Source organism: Streptomyces sp. NPDC001508 (assembly GCF_040298665.1).
Lineage (GTDB): Bacteria > Actinomycetota > Actinomycetes > Streptomycetales > Streptomycetaceae > Streptomyces.
Genome location: NZ_JBEPAP010000001.1, coordinates 491,696 through 514,108 on the forward strand (window position 1 = coordinate 491,696; position 22,413 = coordinate 514,108).

Here is a 22,413-nt window from a genome sequence, read left to right on the forward strand (position 1 = left end):
GTGTCATGGAGGAGAGAGCGGACACACGCCGAACACCGGGAAACGGTCTCTGCCCGCCGTGGGTGCTGCGGGGCTACGCGGTTCTCGCCGACGGCGAACGCGGCGCCCTGGTGGACCCGGAGGGGCGGATCGTCTGGTTGTGCGCACCCCGGTGGGACAGTGACGCGGTGTTCTCCGCGCTCGTCGGGGGCGGTGGGTACTTCGGGGTCGAACCGGAAGACCCCTGGCATGTCTGGGGCGGCTACTACGAGGACGGCACCCTGATCCGGGTGAGCCGCTGGCTGACCGCCGGCTCCGTGATCGAATGCCGGGACGCCCTGGCGATGCCAGCGTCCGCGGACCGCCTGGTGCTGCTGCGCCGGATGCGGGTGGAACGCGGCGAGGCGCGTCTGAGGCTCACCCTCGATCCGCGCCCCGGATTCGGCGCCGACCGCCTGCGTGACGCCCGGCTGGAGGGGGACGTGTGGACGGCGAAGGCGGGCGGGCTGCGCTTCCGGCTGGCCGGTGCGCACCGGGCCTCGTGGGATCCCGAGTCCGGTCTTAGCGGTGAGGTGCGCCTACGCAAGCGCGAGGAGCACGACCTCGTCCTTGAGCTGTCGACCGGGGCCGACACGCCCCGGCTGGACCCGCGGCGGTGCTGGCAGGCGACGGAGGAGGCGTGGCGACAGGCCGTGCCGGACTGCTCCTGCCTTGCCGCGCCGCGCGACGCTCGGCACGCGTACGCGGTGCTGCGCGGCCTGACCAGTTCCTCGGGGGGCATGGTCGCCGCCGCCACCACGTCGTTGCCGGAGCGCGCCAACACCGGCCGAAGCTACGACTACCGCTTCGCCTGGGTGCGCGACCAGTGCTACGCGGGCCTCGCCGTCGCCGCCCACGGCCCGCACGAACTCCTCGACACCGCCGTACGGTTCACCGCGGAACGCGTCCTCGCCGACGGCGAGCGGCTCCACCCGGCGTACACCGTCGACGGCGGCCCTGTGCCCAACGAGCGGGGGCTCGCGCTGACCGGGTATCCCGGCGGCGGCGACCACGTCGGGAACAAGGCGGCCCGGCAGTTCCAGCTCGACGCGTTCGGGGAAGCGCTCCAGCTGTTCGCCGCCGCGGCGCACCACGACCGGCTCACACCCGATGCGCTCACAGCGGTGACGGTCGCCATCGACGCGGTGCAGCGCAACTGGGCCCGGCCGGACGCGGGGCTGTGGGAACTCGACGAACGATGGTGGACCCAGTCCCGGCTGAGTGTGGTCTGCGGGTTGCGACGCCTGGCCGGAGCGCTGCCGGGCCGGACGGCCGAGCGCTGTGCCGAGACCGCCGACCTCGTCTTCGCGGAAACCCGCCGCCGCTGTCTGCGGCCGGACGGCCGGTGGCGCAGGGCCGCGGACGACGACGGGCCGGAGGCCGCCCTGCTCACTCCCCTGGCCCGTGGCTGTCCGCCCGCCGGTGATCCCAGCAATGCGATCACCCGCCGGTTCATCGAGGAGCGGCTGGCCGAGGACGGCTATCTCTACCGTTTCGCCCACCCGGGCATCCCCCTCGGCAAAGCCGAAGGTGCCTTTCTGTTCTGCGGGTTCACCATGGCGCTGGCCGCCGACCACCTCGGCGACCGGGTCGGCGCGCTGCGCTGGTTCGAACGGACCCGGGCGGCCTGCGGACCGCCCGGGCTGTTCGCGGAGGAGTACGACGTACGTCAGCGCCAGCTGCGCGGCAACCTGCCCCAGGCGTTCGTCCACGCGCTTTTGCTGGAGTGCGCGGTACGCCTGAACGACGCCTCGACGCTTCCGGTCTGAGCGGCCCTCGCCCGGACCTCACTTGCGGGCATGGTCCCCGCGGCCCGGAAGGTGCTCGGCATACTCGGTGATCTTCTGCCGTACGCCCTTGGCGGCGATGCCGGCCCGCTCCGGGTCGTGCAGCGCCGCCCTGACGGCCTTCTTGCCCTGGGATTTCATGAGGTGCGGCGGGATCGGCGCGATCTCGTTGTCGACCTTGAACTCCAGCACCACGGGCCTGTCGGAGGCCAGTGCCTCCTCCCATGCGGCACCGACCCGTGCCGGGTCGTCGCAGACGATGCCCTTCAGGCCGAGCAACTGGGCGTACGCCGCGTACGGGACGTCCGGAATCTCCTGGGAGCCCGGATACTTGGGGTCGCCGGCCATGGCGCGCTGTTCCCAGGTGACCTGGTTGAGGTCCTGGTTGTTGAACACGCAGAAGATGAACGGCGCAGGGCCGGACAGCCGGTCCAGATACCGCTTGACGGTGATCATCTCGTTCATACCGTTCATCTGGAACGCGCCGTCACCGACGAACGCGATCACCGGCCGGTCCGGGTGGGCGAACCGCGCGGCGATCGCATACGGCGTCCCCGGACCCATCGTGGCCAGCGTCCCCGACAGCGACGCCCGCATGCCCCTGCGCAGCTTCAGATGCCGCGCCCACCAGTTCGTCCCCGAACCCGAATCCGCCGTCAGAATGCACCCGTCCGGCAACCGCGGCGACAGCTCCGCCGCCACGGCCTGCGGATTGATCAGGCCCTCGAAGTGCTGGCCGGCCCAGCGGTCGCACAGGTCGTTCCATGCGCGGACGTCCTTCTCGATCTGTTCGCGCCACCCGCGGTCCTCCTTGCGGTGCAGCAGCGGGATCAGCGCCCGGAGGGTTTCCTTGGCGTCGCCGACGAGATGGGCGTCCATGGGGTAGCGGATGCCGATCATGCGTCCGTCGATGTCGATCTCGACACCGCGTGCCTGGCCCTCGTCCGGCAGCCACTCCGCATAGGGGAAGCTGCTGCCGATCACGAAGAGGGTGTCGCAGTTCCGGATCATGTTGTCGCTCGCCTTGCTGCCGAGCAGACCGATCGGACCGGTCACGAACGGCAGGTCGTCGGGCAGCACCTCGCGGCCCAGCAGGGCCTTCGCGACCCCCGCCCCCAGCAGCTCGGCGGCCTCGACGACCTCCCCCTCGGCCTTGGCGGCACCCTGGCCCACCAGGATGGCGACCTTGCTGCCCTCGTTGAGGACGTCCGCGGCCCTGCGCAGTTCGCCGGGGTCGGGCAGCACCCGGGGCCGGCTCCAGCCGACGCTGGAGAACACCGATCCGTGTGTCTTCGGCGGCGACGGCTGCGCGTCCTCCTCCTGGACGTCGTTCGGGATGATGATCGTGGCGACCCCGCGGGTGGTGAGAGCCGTCTTGAAGGCGCGGTCGATCACATGCCGGGCCTGTCCCGGATGCACGACCATCTGGCAGAACTCCGAAACGTCGGCGAAGAGCCGCTCCAGATCCACCTCCTGCTGGTAGTGGGCGCCGAGGGAGAGCCGCTTTTGCTGGCCGACCACGGCGACCACCGGCTGGTGGTCCAGCTTGGCGTCGTACAGCCCGTTGAGCAGGTGCACCGCCCCCGGCCCCGAGGTCGCCGTGCAACAACCCACCTCACCGGTGAACTTCGCATGCGCGCAGGCCATGAACGCGGCCATCTCCTCATGACGGGTCTGGATGAACTCCGGGTTGCCCCGGGCGCGGTCGAAAGCGCCCAGCAGTCCGTTGATGCCGTCTCCGGGATAGCCGTACACACGCTGCACGCCCCACTCGGTCAGGCGGTGCAGCACATAGTCGGCGACTTGGGTCATGGGGTTCTCCTGAGCCGGGTGTGCGGAGGGTCGAGGAGGGAGTTGCCTCGACGCGTCCGGCACAAACCCTGGGCATCCGCCGTACAGCCGCATCGGTTCGCGCTACCGGCTCTCGGCGGTCGTGTCCCGGCCGGGCATGGCCGGGTGGCGGGCGAGTACGAAGACACCGGCGACGATGGCGACCAGCCCCGTGACCTGCCAGGCCAGTGCGAGGGCTTCGGTGCGCAGGCGGTCGCCGAGGAAGCCGACACCGCAGGCGATGCCCGCGAGCGGTTCGGCGGCCGTCAGGGCCGGCAGGGACATGCGCAGCGGCCCTGCCTCGAAGGCGCTCTGCACCAGCAGGAGGCCGGTCACGGCCAGCGCGACCAAGGTGTACGGCACCCAGCTGACGAGCAGCGCGACCACCCCCTCGCTGCCGATGATTCCGCTGGACATCCGCGTCAGGGCGTCCTGCACGCCGTAGAGCATGCCGGCCGCGGCGGCCAGCAACGGCGGCTCCTCGAACAGCGGCAGGTGGCGTGCGGCGCCGATCAGGACGAGGGCGATACCGATGACCAGGCCGATGACGGTCCATTGGCGGAAGGCCCCCGCCTCCGCCGCGCCGGCGCTGGACCGCCCGGCCAGGGTGAAGGCGATCACTCCTCCGCCGAGCAGGAGGACGCCCGCCCAGCCGGAGGCGCCGATCCGCTGACCGCTCAGCCGACGCGCCAGCGCGAAGGCGAACAGCAGATTGGTGACCAGCAGCGGTTCCACCCGGGACAGCTCGCCCTTGGCGAGCGCGACGGCGCTCAGCAGCTGCCCGGCGACCATGCACCCGATCCCGCCGAGCCACACACCGTTGTGCGCGAGGTCCCACAGCAGCCGGAAACGCAGGACCTCGGCAGCGGGCGCCCGTTCGGCGGCGTGCTGCTGGAGCACGAAGCCGATACCGAGCAGGCATGCGGCGGCCAGGGCGAAGACATAGACCATGAGAGCTACCCGTCTCACCGGACATCGCCACCGTATGTGCTCGGGCAGGGCTCCGCAGTTCAACACCGCGAACCACCCGTGTGCGCGCCGCCGCGTACGGTGTCGGCGGCCTCGCCGGCCCGCTCGTGGCGGGCCCGCGCGGGCTCGGACCGCCGCGGAACCGGCCCGCTCGGGTGTGCGTCAGCGGGACGGCTCGCGGGTACCCGCGAGCGCTGAGACCGCAGCAAGGAGGCATCATGCGAATCCTGACGAAGCCGGCCGCGCTGAACGTGACGACCAGGCCGCTGCTCACCGCGAAGGCCACGGCCAAGGCGGCGAGGACCACACCGGCCTGGTCACTGCGGGTGGCCCGCGCCATGGGCGCGGAAAGCGTCGTCGATGTGCTCACCCGACAGCACCGGCAGATCAAACTCGGCTTTCTGCAGGCCGCGCTGCCCGGTCCGTGGCGGCGCCAGAACTTCGAGCGGCTGATGCGCCTGCTCGCCGTGCACGAGGCGGCCGAAGAGGCGCACGTACACCCCGTCGCCCGTCGCGCGCTGCGGCACGGTCGTGAGCTGGCCGCCCGCCGCCGTGACGAGGAGAGGGAGGCCAAGCAGCTGCTGATCGCGCTGTGGCACACGGGCCCCGACGGCGTCGGCTATCTGCGGCGGCTGAACGAGGTACGGCGTGCGGTGTCCCGGCACGCCGCCCGTGAGGAGCGCGAGGAGTTCAGGGCGCTGCGCAAGGCCCTCAGCCCGTCCCGGCTGAGCATGCTGGGTGCCGAGGTCAAGCTCACCCAGGCATACGCCCCGACCAGGCCGCACCGCTGGGTCAACAACGAGGCCACGAACAAGCTGGCCGCGCCGGTCCTCGGCCCCGTCGACCGAGCGCTCGACGCCCTTCGGCACCACACGGCCTCGTGACGCCCAGGGCAGTGCCGCTGAAGCGGTCAGCGGCAGGCGGAACAGCCGGCCGCCCCCGCCGGCCCCCGCCCGGCTGTAGGCCCGGGACCAGGTGGTCGCCGAGTGGGGCGTCACCTGCGCTCCCGCAGCGGCGGCCCCGATCCCCGCCGACCGCGGCCGCATCCTGGACGCCTGGGGACGGGAGGAGACCGGGTATGCCATCGAACTGATCCTCAGCGAGCTGATCACCCACGCGATCCGCTACGGCAGCCGGTCCATCCAGGTCCGCATGCCGCGCGAGTCATCCGCCGAGCAGTCCCTGCGCGGTGGTCCGCGGGAACAGGGATCCGGCCTCGTCGGCCGGCTCCCGAGCCACGGGGACGACACCGGCCTGTGACCGCGTCTGCCCGCACGGTGCGGGGCGAGGTTGAACGGGAGCCGCGAGGCAGTGGAATCGGAAGTGATGGATGTGCCATCTGAGCGCCACCCCGAGCTGCTGGGGCGTCTCGATACCGAGCTGGGCCGGATCGAGGAGCAGTTGCGTGCCCTGGCCGCCGCCAAGGAACGGGTTCAGGGCCTGCTGGACGCCGTGGTGGCGATCACCCGGGAGGTGGAGCTGCCTGCGGTGCTGCGCCGCATCGTGACCACGGCCATGGAACTGGTCGGCGCCCGGTACGGGGCGCTGGGAGTACTCGACGAGTCGGGCGAGAAGTTCGGGCAGTTCGTCGCCGCCGGACTGTCGGACGAGGAGCGTGCCGCCCTGGCCGGGGTGGGACTTCCCTGTGGCCTGGGGGTCCTCGGGGACCCGATCCGTCACCCCGAGCCGCTACGGATCGACCGCGTCCCCTCCCACCCGGCCTCGGCCGGGTTCCCACCCGGTCACCCGGCCACGCGCACCCTGCTCGGCGTCGCCATCGACGTCCGCGGCAAGATCTACGGCGGTCTCTATCTGTCGGAGCGACGCGACGGACGCCCCTTCGACGTCCACGACGAGAACGTCGTCGTCGCCCTGGCCAGCGCCGCCGGCATCGCCGTGGACAACGTCCGCCTCTTCGAGCAGGTCCGCGCCGGATCCGAGCAGTTCCAGCGGCTGTTGCTGCCGACCCTGCCCGATCTGCGCCCGTTCGAGGCCGCGGCGATCTACCGGCCCGCCGCCGAGCCCAACCGGGTCGGCGGGGACTGGTACGACGCGATCCTGCTGCCCGACGGTGCGGTGGCGATCGTCATCGGCGACGTGGTCGGCCACGATCTGCAGGCCGCGGCCGCCATGGCCTCCACCCGTAACATGCTGCGCGCCCTGTTGTTCGAGCAGTGCACTCCGCCCAGCGCGTGCCTGGTCCAGCTCGACCGCACGCTCGAGTCCATCACCGACAACCCGGTCACCACCATCAGCCTGGCGCGCGTCGAACCCGCGGGGCATGCCTGGCGGCTGCACTGGAGCAGCGCCGGCCACCTCCCGCCTTTGCTGATCGGCCCCGACCGGCGGACGGAATACCTGTTCGCCGAGCCCGGACTACCGCTCAACGTCAGCAGCGGGCAGCCGCGACCCGACCACACCCATGCCCTGCCGCCGGGCACCACCATGGTCTTCTTCACCGACGGGCTCATCGAACACCCCGATCACCCCCTCGACGAAAGCCTGGACGAACTGGCCGCGCTGGCCGGTGCCCACGCCGCGCTGCCCCTGCGGGACTTCGTGCAGACCCTGGCCGACCGCCACCCCAGCGACGGGCACGACGACATGGCGATCCTCGCCCTGCGCACCCCTGCGGGGGACACCCGGGCGAGCGAGGCGGTGGTGCATCCGGGGTGAGCGGCGGATGATGAAGTACGGGGCCGGACGGAGGAAGTGACCTCCCGATGAGCGTCGCATCCCGTGACATGCTCCGGCGCCGGGGCAGCACCGCGCTGGAGATCTGTGTGGTCGCCGCGCTGTATTACGCCTCGGGCAGGCTGGGCCTGCTCGAGCCGCTCGTGCGCGGCCAGGTCACGCCCCTGTGGCCGCCGACGGGCATCGCGGTGGCCGGTCTGCTGCTGCTCGGAACGCGGGTCTGGCCGGGGATCGCACTCGGCGCGTTCCTGATCAACATCTCGCTCGGCCCTTCGCTGCCCGCCGTGCTCGCGATCACGGCGGGCAACACACTCGGGCCGCTCTGCTCCTGGGCGCTGCTGCGTCGAGCCGGATTCCGCACCGACACGAACCGTTTGCGGGACGTCCTCGGGCTGATCCTGCTGGGCGCGTTCGCCGGCATGCTCATCAGCGCGACGGTCGGCAGTGTCACGCTCCACTTCGCCGGCGCGCTGCCCGACGACAGATTCTGGCTGACGTGGTGGGTCTGGTGGACCGGCGACGCGATGGGCGTGCTCATGGTCACCCCGGTCATCCTCGTGCTCCGCTCGGCGCGCAGGCCGAAGGCCGTGCCGCGGTCCCGGTGGGCGGAGGGCTCTCTGCTCGTCGTGGCCACCGCCGCCGTCGCCGTCCTCGAAACGTCTCCCGCGCCGCTGATCTTCCTCGCCTTCCCGGTGCTCATCTGGGCCGCCTTCCGCTTCCAGCGCAGCGGGGCGGCTCCGTGCGCGCTGGCCGTGTCGACCTTCGCGATCCTCGCCGCCACCCGCAGAACAGGGCCGTTCGCCGGACACGGGCTGCTGGTCAACATGATCGCTCTGCAGGCGTTCAACGGTGCCGTCGCGCTGACCGCGCTGCTGCTCGCCGCGGCGATCACCGAACGCGACCAGGCCCACGAGAAGATCGAGCAGGCCTGTACGCGGCTCGCCGAGCTGGCGGCAAGGACCGGGCCCGACGTCGGCGGCCCCTTGCCGCTCGGGCACGACGACCAAGGCGGCCAAGACGACCGCGCCGGACGAACCCGACCGCCATGATCACCCGACCGCGACATCGCCGGACGGGCCGCGACGCTGACGCCGTGCGGAGCGGACGGCTCGTCTCAGAGCGTGTGGAAGGACGGGTCGTACGGCTCGCCCAGCTCGGCCCGCCCTATGGTGGCCAGTACATGATCGCCGACGTCATGGAGCTGATAGAACGTCAGGTCACGCAGGATCCGCTCCACCGGGCTGGGGCGGACCAGGCTGCGGGCGCCGCACACCTGGATGACGTGATGGACGGTTTCCCGGGTCGTACGCGCGATCAGATGCCAGGCCCTGTCCCCGGCGATCCGGGCCTCGTCGAGCCTGCCCTCGTCCCACAGACCGGCCACATGGCGCAGCCAGAGGCGGGCGGTCTGCACATTGACCGCGATGCTGCCCACCCGTTGCTGCACATAGGGGTCTTTGCTCTTGCCCTGCCGCTTCAGATAGGCGAGCCCGTACTCGTAGGCGCCGAGGGCACCGCCGAGGAAGCTCGCCGCGTAATGGGGAACGAAAGCGGTCTGCCATTGCCCCTCGAAGTAGCCGCCGGGGCCGCCGATGACGTGTTCGCGCGGAATGAAGGTGTCGTTGAAGCGCACCGCGTGGCTGACCGTCGCGCGCATGCCGACGGGGTCCCACCAGGAGGCATCCACGGTCACGGTCGGATCGGACAGGTCGCAGGCGAGCAGCAGGAGCCTCCCGTGGACCTCCCGGGTCCGGCGGGCTCCGCCGGGGGTGGCGGGATCGACGAGCAGGATCGCCCACTGTGCTCCGGTGGCGCTGGTGGCGAACGCCTTGCCGCCATGGAGGATCCAGCCGTCGTGGACGGGCACCAGCGTGGTGCCGAAGCTGAGTCTCTCGCCCGGCTTCGGGGCCTGCGGTTCGCCGCTCCAGGCGGCCCATTTGTCCCCGTGTTCCACCACGCCGGCGAACCAGCGTCGCTTCTGCTCCGGGGTGGCCAGGGCGTCGATGAGGACCAGTGCGTTGGCGTGCCCCTCCCAGCAACGGGCCAGCGACAGATCGGCCTTGGCCAGCGCGGTGGTCATCTCCCACAGGGGCAGGGTGTGGCGCTGCCGGGGGCCGTAGCCCAGGCCCCCGTACTCCCGGGGCACGGTGACGCCCAGGAATCCGCCGGCGAACAGGTCGTCGAAATCCTCGGCGGGGAAGACGGCCTTGCGGTCGTACTCCTCGGCGCGGGCGGCAAATCTGTCCGCGGCGAGCTTGGCCGCGGTGGCGAGAACAGCCCGGTCGTCTCCGATCGCCGCGTCGCGGACCGACGCGGCGGTTCGGAACAGGTCGTCGGTCATGTCGGGGTGGGCCCTTCCAGGCGGTAGAAGTGGGCGCGGTACATCACGTTGGGCATCCGCGCGTGGGCGGGGTGGACGGTGTGGACGTCGATGGTCAGCAGGCCGCGGTTGAGATAGCCGACGAGGACGACCTGCCGGGAGCCGAGCGGGCCTTCGGCGAGGAAGGCGACGGCCTCGGACGCGTCGATGTCATCGGCCAGCGGCACCGCGGGCAGCACGGCGCCGGTGACCGGCGTGGTCTCCGGTTCCGGTGTTGCCTGTGAGGTCTTCGGATCGCCTCGTTCAGTGATCCGCAGCATGAGCCGGCCGCCGTCGACCGCGGCACCGACCAGGTCGATGCCGGTGGCCGTGGTGTCGAAGTTGACCCAGTCGCCTGCCAGCGGCGCCGGATCGACCGGGTGCGCCGTCATGCCCGCGCCTCCGTCCGGTGGAAGAACGAGCGGGCCCAGTGGTCGGCGCCCCGCCCATCGCCGCTGAAGACGGTGGCCGTGGTCGCGATCAGGATGCCCGTCTTGTGGTAGGCGCACACGACGGTGCGCAGCGCGCCGATGTCGTAGCCGACGCAGAACGCCCAGGCGACCGACGGCGTGCCCGGCGGGGTGTACAGGACCGCCGGTGCCGCACCCCAGTCGCCCGGCTGTGGGCGGCCGGCCCCGAAAGCCCTGACGCACACGCCTTCGTCCTGCCGCGTCACGTTCAGCAGGCGGGCGCCCTTCGTGGTGTGCCGGTCGGTGTTGACCCATTCCCCCAGCAGTGCCGACACATCCGGTGTGCCGGGCGGGCCGGGTGCGGGCGGTCCGGACGGGGCTGTCGGACGGGTTGTCATGGTGTCTCCCGCCCCGTGCGGTGTGTCGGTGCCGGTCCCCCCGACGCGGTGGGGCCGTGGACGGCGGCCTGCTCGGCGGACCCGCGGTCCAGGGAGCGCAGGGGCGGCGTCTCGGGCATCTGATGGCCCGTCATCAGCCGGAACTGCTCCCGTACTTCGACGGAAAGGACCTGCCAGCCGTCGATGTCGAGCAGACCGCGGGCCCGGGTGGCGCGGGTGAGCGCGGTCGGCGGGTCGCGGTAGGCCATCTCCAGCACCACCGCGTCCCAGTCGGCCGCGGCGACCGGGAACGGCTCCCGCTCCACCTGGGGTGTGGCGTGGGTGAGCAGGTCGTATCCGGCCGGGGAGAACCCGGACAGCGGCAGGTAGGGAAGTCCGAGCCGCGCGGCGGCTTCCCGGCCGCGGGCCGCCCCGCGGTTGACCAGGGTCACCCTGGCTCCGGCCGCGCGCAGGGCCCAGGCGACGGCCCGTCCGCCGCCGCCACAGCCGATGACGGCGGCCTTGCGGCCGCTCGGGTCGACTCCGTGCAGGGCGAGGGCACGCAGGGCACCCACGGTGTCGGTGGTGGCCGCCCGCCAGCGCCCGGCGTCGAGCCACAGCAGATTGGCCGCGCCACTGCCGAGCGCCTCCGGGTCGGCGACGTCGGCCGCCTGGAGCGCGCTCTCCTTGTGCGGGGCGGTCACGGTCAGGCCGCGCAGGGGCAGCCCGCCCAGCGCGCCGAAGTCGGTGCCCCATTGCCAGAAGTGGGGGAATCTGTCCACCTGAAAGGGCAGGTACAGCGCGGGCAGTCGCAGCTCCCGCAGCGCCGCGTTGTGCAGCCGGGGCGACAACGACCCGCCCGGGGCGCGCCCGGCGATGCCGAGCAGGGCGCTGAGCGGAGCCAGCGCGGGCAGGCCGTAGTCGGACCGGAGCCGGTCCACGCTCGGCATGCCGTCGGCGCCCGGCGCACCGACCCGGCCGTAGACGACGGGCGCTCCGAGCCACGGCGCCAGCACCCGGGTCCACAGGCCGGCGGGACCGGACGCGAACGCCGTGACGTCGGTGCGTCCGAGCCCGGCGAGCAGCAGCGGGGCGGCGGACCCGTACTGCGCGCCCGACCGCGGCGCGAGGAGGTACAGCGCCGCCGGTACGGCGGACATCGCGGCGAACCGCTCCCGGAGTCTGCGTGCCGCCTCCCGCAGCCCCGCGCCCTCGGCCCTGCCCGCGGTCGCGGACGCGTGCCAGGTGAGACGCCGCTGCCGGACCGGGATGGCCGCCAGCAGTTCCGGGCACACGTCGTCCATCGCCTCGAGGTCGACCCGTTCGTAGTGGTCGGCCGCGCGCAGCAGCCGGGTGCGCCGTTCCACCGGGCCGACAGCCGAGCGCCCGCCCTGTCGCGCCGAGCGCAGGCTGTAGGTCAGCTGCCCCGCGAAGTGCCGGCGCAGCCGGGACGGATCGGGGTCGCCGACCAGATCGGCGCGGACCTCCAGTTCGTCCGCCACCGCGGCGAGGCCGCGCAGCGAACGGGCGGCGAGGTCTTCCGGTTCGGCGGCCACCGCGACCAGCCGGGCCCGACGCCCGAGGGTGGCTCCGTATCCGCTCGTCACTCGCGCCACTGGACGTACTCCTCCAGACCGGCTCGCCGTGGGACGAACCGATTGACCGGGGCTGTCTCGTCCGCGTAGCCGACAGCCATGGTGCATACGACGAGCCGGTCAGGGGGGATTCCCAGATGCGCTCGGAGCACATCTCCGTACCCGGCGACGCTGAACTGCGGACAGCTGCCGAGCCCCCTGGCCACCAGTGCGAGCATGATGTTCTGCAGGAAGAGGCCCAGCTCCAGGAAGGTGCCCGGCACCGCGTTGCGGGGCAGATCGCAGACCAGGGCGGTGGGAGCCCCGTAGAAGCGCAGATTGTCACGGAGGTGCGCCCGGGCGGCGGCGCGGTCCCAGACGGTGTGTCCCTTGGCCGACAGCACCCCGGTCACGGCCTGTTCGGCGCGTCGCTCGACGGCCTCGTCGAGCGACGCCGGCCGGCCGGCACAGTCCGGGCGGGGCGGGTCACCACGGTCGAACGCCTCGCACAGGGCGTCCACCAGCGCCTTGAGGGTGCCGCCGGTCACCACCGTCACCTGCCACATCTGGGTGTTGCGGCTCGACGGCGCGTGACCGGCGGCGAGGAACACCTCCGCCAGGTCGTCCTTCGGCACCACCTGGTCCAGAAAGGCCCGCTTGCAGTGGCGGGCGGTGATCAGGGACAGTCCGTCGCAAAGCCCATGGGTCATCCCTGCCTCACCCCCGTCCCGACGTGGTGCGGCGGGGGGCGTAGGACTCGGCCAGCTCGCGCAAGCGGACCTGGACGGAGCGCTGGATGTGCTGCGCGCACTGCCGGTACGCCTCCGGGGACTGCCCCTCCGGATCGGGTATGTCGCCGTACGGGTCCAGCCGGAGGGTACGGCCCTCGGCCTCGGGCACCAGGGCGATCACCCTGTCGCGATGGGCTCCGGTCATGCAGTAGATGACGGAGCTGACCAGGCACAGTTCCGGGTTGACCGGGCGCGCGCGGTGACGGCGGGGGTTTCCCCGGCCCGGCACCCGTCGCAGCCCGAGGTCGGCGAGCGCCAACCGGGCACCGAGCGCCATCGAATGTGCGGGCAGCGGCGTGGCGACACCCGCGCTGGAGAAACGGAAGACATGTACGATGCCCGCCTCCGCGGCCTGGGCCCATGCGATGACCTCCGCCATGGGCGAGCGGCAGGTGTTCCCGCCGCAGACGAACAGCACCCGGCATGCCGCGCCGGTGCCGCGGGTTCGCCACCACAGGGCCGCCGACGGCCAGGCCAGGGCCGCGGCCGCGCCGACGCCGAACGCGAGCGCGATGAGCTGGCTGCTCCCCGGAGCCACGAGCCCGGCGAGCCATGCGAGCGCGTAGGAGGCGACCAGGCCGGACATCAGGCTGGCGAACGCCCAGGCCGGCACTCCCCAGGTGTATTCGCGCCGGTCGAGGTAGATCAGCGAAGCGAAGACGAACAGCACCTCGTAGGCCACTCCTATGCCCGCCGCGCCCAACGCGGCGGGTGTGGCGAGGAACGTGGTGAAACCCGCGGCCAGCTGTGGCTGCCCGGCCAGTGCCCCGGCGCCCAGCAGCACGGCCAGCCAGACCGGTGCCGCGACATGTTCCTCCACGAAGAACCGCCGGTCCGTTGCGACGACACCGTTCTTGGCGACTCGGCTCATGATGTCGAACCGGCCGAGGTAGCCGACCAGGTAGACGAGGACGCTCAGCACGGCGGCCAGGGTGAGGTGGTAGCTGTTCACATCACCGAGAGCGACCGAGACCGCGATCAGGCTGAGCAGCAGCGCCGACCAGGAGTGCTTCATGACCGGGCGGCCGTCGGACACATCGATCAACGGGGAGAGGATGAGGACCCCGCCCCGCATCAGCAACAGCATGAACAGGATGGAGACGCCGGCAAAGGTGTAGTTCATCGTGGTGGCACCGATGATGAGCGACGTGAAGAAGCCGGCCGCCAGTGTCTCCCGCCCCGCCATCGGAATCCGGCGCCCGCCGATCCCGATGCGCCGCATGTGCCGCCACCGGCCCGTCACGCACACGAACAGCACCATCGCGACAAGCTGCCCGAGGACGGCCGCGGGCAGCATCTCGTAGCCGCTGACCGGCTGGGACGACAGCGGGGTCACCCCGCTGGCGAGAGCCTTCACCAGCATGGCGTAGGGAATATACGCTACGAAGTATCCAAAGGTCAGCCAGCCCATGTGAATCCCATTACCGGTCGAACATCAGGGTTCGAACACCGCGGGGCCCGGGATGTCGAAGGTCTTGGAGGGTGCGAGCCTCGACTGTTCGGTCACATACGCCTTCGAAAAGGCTACCGCCGACGGCCGCGGGCAGCCATCGCGGGACGAGGGCCGGAAAAAGTTCGGACGGCGATGTCGAGATTCCCGCACCGGCTCCGTCCCAGCGGTGAATGTGACCACAATGGGTCGCACCAGCACCGAGGAGACACACGATGGCCAAGTACCTGCTGCTCAAGCACTACCGCGGCGCTCCGGCGGCGGTCAACGACGTACCGATGGACCGGTGGACGCCGCAGGAGATCTCGGCACATGTGCAGTTCATGCAGGACTTCGCGGCCCGGCTCGAAGGGACCGGCGAGTACGTCGACGGTCAGGCGCTCGCCCCGGAGGGGACGTTCGTCCGGTACGACGGTGAGGGGCGCCCGCCGGTCACCGACGGCCCGTTCGCCGAGACCAAGGACCTCATCGCCGGCTGGATGGTGATCGACGTCGACAGCTACGAGCGCGCCATCGAGCTGGCCGGGGAGCTGTCGGCCGCGCCCGGTGCCGGCGGGAAGCCGATCCACGAGTGGCTGGAGGTGCGCCCGTTCCTGGCCGCGCCGCCCACCATCACGGAGTGCCATCTTCGATGAACGAGGCCCTGCTGAGGAGCCTCACGCCGAGTGTGCTCGCGATCCTCGTCCGCCGCGGAGCCGACTTCGCGGCGGCCGAGGACGCCGTGCAGGACGCGCTGGTCGAGGCGGTCCGCGTGTGGCCTGACGACCCGCCGCGGGACCCGAAGGGCTGGCTGGTCACCGTGGCCTGGCGCCGGTTCCTCGACGCGACCAGGGCGGACACCGCCCGCCGCCGGCGTGAGGACCGCGTCGAGGAGGAGCCGGCCCCTGGGCCGGCGCCCGCGGTGGACGACACGCTCCAGCTCTACTTCCTGTGTGCCCACCCGTCACTGACGTCGTCGTCCGCGGTCGCGCTCACCCTGCGCGCCGTCGGCGGGCTGACCACCCGGCAGATCGCCGAGGCCTACCTGGTGCCCGAGGCGACCATGGCGCAGCGCATCAGCCGGGCCAAGCGCACCGTCTCCCGCGTGCGGTTCGACCAGCCCGGCGACGTCGCCACCGTGCTGCGCGTCCTGTATCTGGTCTTCAACGAGGGCTACTCGGGCGACATCGACCTCGCCGCCGAGGCCATCCGGCTCACCCGGCAGCTCGCGGCCGCGATCGACCACCCCGAAGTGGCCGGGCTGCTCGCCCTCATGCTGCTCCACCACGCCCGGCGGGCCGCCCGGACCGCGCCCGACGGCAGCCTGATCCCGCTCGCCGAGCAGGACCGCGGCCGGTGGGACACCGCGTCGATCGCCGAGGGCGTCGCGATCTTGCAGGCCGCTCTCGCCCGTGACCGGCTGGGCGAGTTCCAGGCCCAGGCGGCCGTCGCGGCGCTGCACGCCGACGCGCCCACCGCCGAGGAGACCGACTGGGTGCAGATCGTCGAGTGGTACGACGAGCTCGCGCGCCTGACCGACAGCCCGGTCGTCCGGCTCAACCGCGCCGTCGCCGTCGGCGAGGCCGACGGGCCGCGCGCGGGCCTTGCGGCGCTCGCGGCCCTGGACCCCGCGCTGCCACGCCATGCGGCGGTGGCGGCGTACCTCCACGAGCGCGACGGTGACCCGGCGACGGCGGCACGGCTGTACGTCGAGGCGGCCCGAAAGGCACCCAATGCGGCCGAGCGCGACCATCTGACCCGCCAGGCCGCCCGGCTCAACTCCCGCCGGAGCCGCTGACGGGTGGCGCCGCACAGGGCTGTCTTCAGGTCGTGCATCTGACCCGTCCAGCCGGCCCTGCGGGGACCTTCGGCCCTGGAAGCGAAGTGTGCCGCCGTCCGACAGTGGTAGCGAGGGGGTGAAGGGGCCGGTGACGTGCTGGAGGCCGACACATGAGCACACCGGATTCGTCTGACACGTCCGGTCCGCCACCGCCACGCAGACCGTGGGCACCTCGGGGGGCGAACCCCCTCGGACGCGCGTCCGACAGACTCGAATGCTGGTTCCGCCGGGTCCTGATGGTCGTCCTCGTCCTCGGAGTGCCCGTGGCCGCGTTCAGCGCGGGACAGGCGGCGTACGAGGTGTCGATGCGCACCGTGACGGCGCAGGCGGCCGAACGGCACGAGGTCGCGACCCGCCTGGCATCGGACGTCCGGGGCGATCCGGCAACGGGGCGGCAGCCCGCGCTCGTCCGCTGGACCGACGCCGACGGCAGGGCGAGGGCGGGAACCGCGCTCGTGGAGTCCGGAACACCCAGGGGCGCCACCGTGCGGGTGTGGGTGGACCGGCACGGAAGGACCACCGGCCCACCGATGAGCACGCTCGCCGCGAGGTCCAACGGCTGGTTCGTGGGCGGCGTGGCGGGAGTCGGTGTGGCCGCCGGTTGCTGCGCGGCGCGGGCGGTCCTGCGTGTGGCCCTGGACCGGCGGAGGTATGCGCAGTGGGACGCCGAACGGGACCTGGTGGAACCCCTGTGGACCGCACGCTTTCGCCGGTGACGGGCCGGGCGACCGGCGGCGGCCGGGGCCGTCCGCCTGTCCGCCGGCCGGGCCTCGGGCCATGGCCACGGGACGGGTCTGGCCGACTGTCCCGGGCGGCACCGGGGACGTAAGCTGCTGGTGTCCGCGAGAGCACCCGAGCGAGGGCGTGGTGCCATGCTGCCGGATCGTTCTCAGATTCTCGCAGGCCCGCTGGAGCATGTGACGGTTTCCTACCGTGCGACGTCACCGCGGCCGGCCGGCGTGGTGGCGGACGCCGTGCGGGCCGATCAGCTCGGCACATGTGTCTCCCTCGCCCTGGATGACCCGTCCGCCCTGCGGCAGTTGCAGGATGCGGCGGCGGAACTGCGCGACGCCCCGCATCTGGCCCTGGTACTCGTGCGTGTCGTACGGACGGCCATGGCCCTCGCGGGCGCCGACTTCGGGAACGTCCAGGTCGTCGACCTGAGCGACGGCTCGCTCGTCCTGGTCACCCAGTGCGGCTTCGGCCCCGGGTTCCTCGACCACTTCGCTGTGGTGCAGGGCGAGCACTGCGTATGCGGACGAGCCGCCCGGCAGGGCGCCCAGGCGGTCGTGGCCGATGTCCTCGCCGCCCCTGACATGGCACCGCACGAAGGGATCTTCCGTACCGCCGGGGTACGGGCCGTTCAGTCCACACCGCTGGTCGACTGTGTGGGGCGACTGGTCGGCGTGGTCTCGACACATATGTCGGAGCCCGGTCAGCCGTCCGAGCACAGCCTCCGGATCATGCGGCTCTACGGCCTCCTCGCGGGTGAGTCCATCGGCCGGTGGCTGCGCGGCCCGTCCGCCGACGGTGTGCCCCCGGGTCTGCGGCACGACGCGACACCCCTCGCCCGGTGCGTTCCCGACCAGGCGCTGACGGACCCGCTCATGAGCCGGATCCTGTCCGACACGATCAACCGGATCTTCTCGGCGGGACTGAGCCTCGCCGGTGCCCTGCCCCGGATCACCGACGACTTCGCGGCCCAGCGCGTCCGGGCCGGTATCGAGGAACTGGACGGGATGATCCGCTCGATGCAGCGGGCCGCCGTCGACCTCGGCGTGCGCGGCGAGCACCGGGAGTCCGCAACCGGGCCGACGGCCAGACGCCTTCGCCGAGGGTCCGGCGAGACGGATGCCCCCGCACACCGCGCCTGACCCCGTCGCGCCACCAAAAGACGCGACCGTGCGTGCCTGCCGACGGTGGCCGGCGCCGGGTGTCTCGGTGCGCGGACCGGTGGAAGGACCAGGGGCCAGTTCCCATCCGTGGAGGTGAGCCGCATGACTGTGCCGGTACGACACGGGCACGGGCCGGGGCAGCCGCCGTGCGGTCATCGAAGCGTTCCGCACACCGGTGATCTGCGGGTCGAGGCCTGGGCGCCGACCCGCGAGGAATGCATCGCGGAGGCGGTGCGCGGCATGGTCGGCAGCTTCGCCGAACTGCCCGCGGACGCGTCGGGCACCGCACGGCAGTACATGGTGTGCGCCGAGGACGACGACCGTCTCCTGGCCGGGGTGCTCGAAGAGATCATCTACCGCATGGACGTCGCGGACGAGCTGCCGTCGGACGTCGCGGTGACGCCGGAGCCGGGCGGAGTGCGGGTGCGCTGCACGATGTGCGGCAGTTCGACGGCCACGCAGACCGGGGCCGTGCCCAAGGCCGTGGCCCTGCACGGGCTGAGGCTGGCCCCGGACTCGCACGGGTGGGCCTGCCGGGTGACGCTGGATGTGTGACGTCGTCCGGCTCCCGCGCCGGAACGGCTCGCCGAGGAGGCCGCACCGACATGGACATCCGGCTGACGGCGCAGGGACCCTGGCGGTTCCGGATCGAACGGACCGGCGCCATGCGGGTGCCCGGCGCCGTTCTCGCGCCGCACGCGCTGCTGCCGGACGAGCCCGGTGACCAGGCCCTCGCCCAAGTCGCCCACGTGGCCACGCTCCCGGGCATCGTCCGCGCCTCGTACGCCATGCCCGACATCCACTGGGGCTATGGCTTCCCGATCGGCGGTGTGGCCGCGACCGACATCGACCGCGGCGGAGTCGTCTCGCCGGGCGGAGTGGGCTTCGACATCTCCGGCATCACCGGCAATCGGGCCTTCGACTCCTGCTGCCACGGCGCCGGCCGCGTCTGGAGCCGGCATCGCGCCCACCGCGAGATGTCCGGTCGGCGGCTGCGCCTGGAGCTGGCCGACGCGCGGGTCGCGGTGCGCCCCGCCTCCTGGCGCAGCGTCACCGAGGAGGCACCGCAGGCGTACAAGGACGTCGATGCCGTGGTCCGGGCGAGCGAACACAACGACCTGGGGCGCCTCGTGGCCCGCCTGGTGCCGCTGGGCGTCCTCAAGGGATGAGGGGCCCGGGACAGGAAGGCGAGAGGAAGGCGAAGGCCATGGTGGGGACGTCATGGACGACGACGGGCGTGTTCACGGGGCGGGGCGGCGCCCGCACCGACGGGACGGGGATCCTCACCGGGGACCTGACCGTGCGCACGACCTGGGACGGCAAGCGGGCCGATGTGCAGGTCCGGTACAGCGGCACGTCCCGGTGGTTCACCCTGGCCGGAAGCCCGCTGCCCTGCCCCTCCCGGCAGGAGAGCCGCCGACTGCACCAGGCGGTCGTGAACGCCGTGCGGGCCGGCGGCGGCGCCACCGTTCCCCGGCGCGAGCAGCGGTGGGCACACCTGTGATCACGGGCCGAAGCCGCCGTCCTGCCCCTGCCCAGAGCCCGTTCAGGCACCGGACGCGGGTTCGCCGTAGCGCAGCAGCACGCCCACACCCTCCCGCAGCCGCAGCTCCCGCTCGGGCACCACGACCAGTTCGGCGCCCGTACCGACGAGGGCGCGGGCCAGGGCCGCGTCGGCCCGCTCTTCGCTGACCTCCCGAATCCCGTAGGCGCGCAGTTCGTCTTCGGTGAGGGCGAGTTGGCCCGGTTCCGGGCCGATCCACAGGCGCAGCGGCGACTCCGGGTGGTTGTTGAGGAAGAGGGCCCTGACCCTGCCGCGTTGCAGGGCCGACACGGCGGCGGCAAGACCTTCCGCGGCCGTTCCGCCATGGGCTCGCGCGGCGAGGAAGGCACCGAGCAGCGCCCGGTCGCGCGCGGCCATGCGCCCTCGGAAGAGGTCGTCGAGCTGCCCCTCCAGCAGTGCCCGTCCGGGCTGGGACGCATCCACGCCGGCGACCGTGACGGTCTGCCCGCGCAGGGAGACCGGAAGCCGCCGGACGAGGATGCCCCGCGCCCAGACGTCGCCCGCGACGACCACCGTCTCGACGTCGATGCGCCGTGCGTGGCCCTCCAGTTCCCGGCCCACCTCAGCGGCGGCGTTCAGCCAGTCGGTCACCGGGATCTGCTCGTGGAGACGGTGTCCGGGCGTGACCCGGGTCAGCGGCCAGGTGCCGGCCTCGGCGTCGATCCGTACGGTGCCGACGGCGTCGGTGGCGTGACGGCCGGTGTAGTGCACGTACACGGCCAGGTACGGGATGCCGGGCGCGTGCTGGACGATCAGCGGCATGGTGTCCGGCAGGGTGCCGAAGTGCGCGGTGTCCCGTGCGGGTGGAGCGGGCAGTTCGTCCGCCAGGGCCAGGTGCCCGTGCGCGGTGAACACCGCCTGCCCGTGGGTGCCGGGGACGTCCGTGTCACCGCCCACCGTGTCCGCCACCGCGGTGATGGAGTCCCGGTCCGCTCCCTCGGCCGTCAGAGCGTCCCGAAGATGCCGTCGGCGCAGCTCTATCGCGGCATCGGGGTCGTCGACGGCGGCATCGCGAGAGGTGTCCAGATAGACGGACGCGAAAGGACCCGGCTGTTGGTACAGGGGTTCGAGGAAGGAAAGTCTCATGGTCACTCCCGAGTGGGCTCTCGGCACCGCATGCCGCCACGCCCGCCCGGCATGCCGCCGTATCGAGACACGACCGGGTCGGCGCGCGGCGTCTCGCTCCCCCTCCAGGATGCGCCCGCCCGACGCGCCTCGCCCACCTCGACCGGGCTCTGGGACGGCGCATCGGCCACGAGGAGCCGGGCGGGGTCAGGCCGGGGTGTCGATCTCCACTACGCAGTCGCGCAGTACGTAGCTTGCTATGCCGTCGATGAATCCGATCGTGGGCGGGGTCGCCATACGCAGTCCCGGCAGGGCGAACAGCCTGCTGAGGAAGGTGTCCGTCTCCAGGAGCGCGATATGGGCCCCGGGGCACTTGTGCGGGCCGTCACCGAAGGACAGTCCGGGCGAGCCGGCGCCGTCGTTCACGGCGCGCCCGGGACGAATGCACTGCGGGCGTGGGCCTACGGCCCGCTCGTCGAGGTTGGTGTGGTCGGCGCAGCACGGCGCGGGCTTCGTCGTACCCGCGCACCTGCCAGACGCCGTCGCCTGCGCGGGCGACGGGACATCCCGTCGATCCCGTTCCCCGCTCGATCATGCGCCCTGCGAAATTCCCGTCCGCACCGTCCACGAGCGGCACCTCCCTCTCCCCGGCAACGCTGCCGAACAGGCCGCGGCCCGCAGGCGGCCGGGCGGACCGCGCAGTGTGACGGGCGCCGGGGCCGTGCGGCGGGCTGCACGGTTCCTTCCCGCCGGCGCGGCTCTCGTATCCTCGGTGGGCCGATGCCGTAGACGGTCGGACGGTTCGGGTCGACGCCGGCGCCGGCGCCGGGCAGCCGTGGTCCGCAGCGGACGTGGTGCCGCTCCCCCACCACAGCGAAGGTGTCGGCAGTGTGCCGGGCTCATACCGGCGTGCGGTCGCCGAGCCGCGCCCACACATCGGGCACGGGCCCGCCATCGGTGAACTCTCCTGTCACACATCGCGCGGCCACTCGGTCAGTCAGGTGTACCTCCCCTACGCAGACGGCAAGGAGACCACCGTGGAATCACGCCTCGACTACTTCGGCCACCCCCTCGGCGCAAAGGCGATCAAGCACCTCAACTCGGCCAACAAGGCGGTCGCGGACTCAACACTGCCGACCGTCGTACAGGAGCTGGTCAAGCTCCGCGCGAGCCAGATCAACGGCTGCGGCTTCTGCACCGACATGCACAGCAAGGACGCCGCGCACGCGGGCGAGACCCCACAACGCCTCAACCTGGTCGCCGCCTGGCGCGAGGCCACGGTCTTCACCGATGCCGAACGCGCCGCCCTCGAACTGGCGGAACAAGGCACCCGCATCGCGGACGCGGCCGGCGGAGTCACCGACGAGGCGTGGGCCGACGCCGCCAAGCACTTCGACGAGGAACAGCTCACCGCACTGGTCTCCCTCATCGCCGTCATCAACACCTACAACCGCATCAACGTCATCACCCGGCAGCCGGCCGGCGACTACCAGCCCGGCCAGTTCGGCTGACCGACACCAGACACCGACACCAGACACCGACACCGGGGACCCGCCGGCGCCGGAAACGACCGGTCCCTCCCTGTGCTGCCAGGGAGGGACCGATCGTTCCAGCGGACAGAGGGTGGGTGGTCCGTTACCTGGCGGCTCCGGTGGTGCGGCGGCGGCGGATGAGGAGGAAGCCGCCGAGGGCTGCGGCGGCGGCTGCGCCGCCGAGGGCCGGGTTGATGACCGGGACCGCGGGGACCTCGGTGGGGACGCAGGAGTTGTTGTTGCCGGGGACGGGGTCGGGTTCGGTGCCCTCGACCTTGA

23 protein-coding genes are annotated in these 22,413 nt (G+C 72.3%); 13 read left to right on the forward strand and 10 right to left on the reverse strand.

What is annotated here, in order from left to right; all coding sequences use genetic code 11:
* The first annotated feature begins 5 nt into the window (after positions 1-5).
* Positions 6-1,787: a glycoside hydrolase family 15 protein gene (locus tag ABT245_RS02125; protein ID WP_351727705.1), complete on the forward strand. Its 1,782-nt coding sequence runs from the start codon at positions 6-8 to the stop codon at positions 1,785-1,787.
* A gap of 18 nt (positions 1,788-1,805) precedes the next feature.
* On the opposite strand, the gene ABT245_RS02130 is transcribed toward ABT245_RS02125, so the two are convergent.
* Positions 1,806-3,617, reverse strand: coding sequence for a thiamine pyrophosphate-requiring protein (locus ABT245_RS02130; RefSeq protein WP_351727707.1), 1,812 nt, complete (start codon positions 3,615-3,617; stop codon positions 1,806-1,808).
* Between the two features lie 102 nt (positions 3,618-3,719).
* Positions 3,720-4,586: a DMT family transporter gene (locus tag ABT245_RS02135; RefSeq protein WP_351727775.1), complete on the reverse strand. Its 867-nt coding sequence runs from the start codon at positions 4,584-4,586 to the stop codon at positions 3,720-3,722.
* Between the two features lie 236 nt (positions 4,587-4,822).
* Here ABT245_RS02135 and ABT245_RS02140 point away from each other — a divergent pair, with 236 nt between their 5' ends.
* From ABT245_RS02140 to ABT245_RS02155, 4 genes are all read left to right on the forward strand, one after another.
* Complete coding sequence (locus ABT245_RS02140; protein ID WP_351727709.1) at positions 4,823-5,488, forward strand: hemerythrin domain-containing protein; 666 nt, start codon at positions 4,823-4,825, stop codon at positions 5,486-5,488.
* Between the two features lie 91 nt (positions 5,489-5,579).
* The gene (locus ABT245_RS02145; RefSeq protein ID WP_351727710.1) at positions 5,580-5,864 is read left to right on the forward strand and encodes a hypothetical protein; all 285 of its coding nucleotides are present in this window, start codon (positions 5,580-5,582) and stop codon (positions 5,862-5,864) included.
* Positions 5,865-5,930: 66 nt separating this feature from the next.
* Complete coding sequence (locus tag ABT245_RS02150) at positions 5,931-7,280, forward strand: PP2C family protein-serine/threonine phosphatase (protein ID WP_351727712.1); 1,350 nt, start codon at positions 5,931-5,933, stop codon at positions 7,278-7,280.
* Positions 7,281-7,327: 47 nt separating this feature from the next.
* Complete coding sequence (locus ABT245_RS02155; protein ID WP_351727714.1) at positions 7,328-8,347, forward strand: MASE1 domain-containing protein; 1,020 nt, start codon at positions 7,328-7,330, stop codon at positions 8,345-8,347.
* 65 nt (positions 8,348-8,412) lie between these two features.
* Here ABT245_RS02155 and ABT245_RS02160 read toward each other — a convergent pair whose 3' ends face one another.
* From ABT245_RS02160 to ABT245_RS02185, 6 genes are read right to left on the reverse strand one after another with little or no spacing between them, the layout of a single operon-like run.
* Complete coding sequence (locus ABT245_RS02160) at positions 8,413-9,639, reverse strand: acyl-CoA dehydrogenase family protein (protein WP_351727715.1); 1,227 nt, start codon at positions 9,637-9,639, stop codon at positions 8,413-8,415.
* Entirely contained in the window at positions 9,636-10,049 is a 414-nt protein-coding gene (locus tag ABT245_RS02165) for a hypothetical protein (RefSeq protein ID WP_351727717.1), read from the reverse strand. The genes ABT245_RS02160 and ABT245_RS02165 overlap by 4 nt, the downstream gene beginning before the upstream one ends.
* Positions 10,046-10,465 (reverse strand): hypothetical protein, encoded by a 420-nt coding sequence (locus ABT245_RS02170; RefSeq protein WP_351727718.1) that lies wholly within the window; start codon positions 10,463-10,465, stop codon positions 10,046-10,048. Before ABT245_RS02170 ends, ABT245_RS02165 begins: the two co-directional genes overlap by 4 nt.
* Positions 10,462-12,060 carry a hypothetical protein gene (locus ABT245_RS02175; RefSeq protein ID WP_351727719.1) on the reverse strand — a complete coding sequence of 533 codons (1,599 nt, stop codon included), beginning with the start codon at positions 12,058-12,060 and terminating at the stop codon, positions 10,462-10,464. The genes ABT245_RS02170 and ABT245_RS02175 overlap by 4 nt, the downstream gene beginning before the upstream one ends.
* Positions 12,048-12,728, reverse strand: a complete 681-nt coding sequence (locus tag ABT245_RS02180) for a nitroreductase (RefSeq protein ID WP_351727721.1) — start codon at positions 12,726-12,728, stop codon at positions 12,048-12,050. The genes ABT245_RS02175 and ABT245_RS02180 overlap by 13 nt, the downstream gene beginning before the upstream one ends.
* A 7-nt stretch (positions 12,729-12,735) precedes the next feature.
* Positions 12,736-14,172: an arsenate reductase/protein-tyrosine-phosphatase family protein gene (locus ABT245_RS02185; protein ID WP_351727722.1), complete on the reverse strand. Its 1,437-nt coding sequence runs from the start codon at positions 14,170-14,172 to the stop codon at positions 12,736-12,738.
* Between the two features lie 302 nt (positions 14,173-14,474).
* On the opposite strand from ABT245_RS02185, the gene ABT245_RS02190 reads away from it, so the two are divergent.
* The 7 genes from ABT245_RS02190 (at position 14,475) to ABT245_RS02220 (ending at position 19,477) form a co-directional block, all read left to right on the forward strand.
* Positions 14,475-14,894 (forward strand): YciI family protein, encoded by a 420-nt coding sequence (locus tag ABT245_RS02190; protein ID WP_351727724.1) that lies wholly within the window; start codon positions 14,475-14,477, stop codon positions 14,892-14,894.
* A complete protein-coding gene (locus ABT245_RS02195) occupies positions 14,891-16,036 on the forward strand; it encodes an RNA polymerase sigma factor (protein WP_351727726.1) in 1,146 nt (381 codons plus the stop codon). Before ABT245_RS02190 ends, ABT245_RS02195 begins: the two co-directional genes overlap by 4 nt.
* Before the next feature lie 152 nt (positions 16,037-16,188).
* Entirely contained in the window at positions 16,189-16,794 is a 606-nt protein-coding gene (locus tag ABT245_RS02200) for an Rv1733c family protein (RefSeq protein ID WP_502982053.1), read from the forward strand.
* A 201-nt stretch (positions 16,795-16,995) separates the two neighbouring features.
* Complete coding sequence (locus tag ABT245_RS02205; protein ID WP_351727728.1) at positions 16,996-17,952, forward strand: GAF domain-containing protein; 957 nt, start codon at positions 16,996-16,998, stop codon at positions 17,950-17,952.
* 123 nt (positions 17,953-18,075) lie between these two features.
* Positions 18,076-18,528: an archease gene (locus tag ABT245_RS02210; protein ID WP_351727729.1), complete on the forward strand. Its 453-nt coding sequence runs from the start codon at positions 18,076-18,078 to the stop codon at positions 18,526-18,528.
* 50 nt (positions 18,529-18,578) lie between these two features.
* Positions 18,579-19,142 (forward strand): RtcB family protein, encoded by a 564-nt coding sequence (locus ABT245_RS02215; RefSeq protein ID WP_351727731.1) that lies wholly within the window; start codon positions 18,579-18,581, stop codon positions 19,140-19,142.
* A gap of 38 nt (positions 19,143-19,180) precedes the next feature.
* Positions 19,181-19,477, forward strand: a complete 297-nt coding sequence (locus tag ABT245_RS02220; protein WP_351727732.1) for a hypothetical protein — start codon at positions 19,181-19,183, stop codon at positions 19,475-19,477.
* Positions 19,478-19,519: 42 nt separating this feature from the next.
* Here the strand turns inward: ABT245_RS02220 and ABT245_RS02225 are convergent, their stop codons facing one another.
* Together ABT245_RS02225 and ABT245_RS02230 are read right to left on the reverse strand one after the other, a co-directional pair.
* The gene (locus ABT245_RS02225; protein ID WP_351727733.1) at positions 19,520-20,623 is read right to left on the reverse strand and encodes a baeRF2 domain-containing protein; all 1,104 of its coding nucleotides are present in this window, start codon (positions 20,621-20,623) and stop codon (positions 19,520-19,522) included.
* Between the two features lie 186 nt (positions 20,624-20,809).
* Positions 20,810-21,028 (reverse strand): hypothetical protein, encoded by a 219-nt coding sequence (locus ABT245_RS02230; RefSeq protein WP_502982054.1) that lies wholly within the window; start codon positions 21,026-21,028, stop codon positions 20,810-20,812.
* Between the two features lie 611 nt (positions 21,029-21,639).
* Here ABT245_RS02230 and ABT245_RS02235 point away from each other — a divergent pair.
* Positions 21,640-22,113: a carboxymuconolactone decarboxylase family protein gene (locus ABT245_RS02235; protein WP_351727735.1), complete on the forward strand. Its 474-nt coding sequence runs from the start codon at positions 21,640-21,642 to the stop codon at positions 22,111-22,113.
* Positions 22,114-22,413 lie beyond the last annotated feature (300 nt).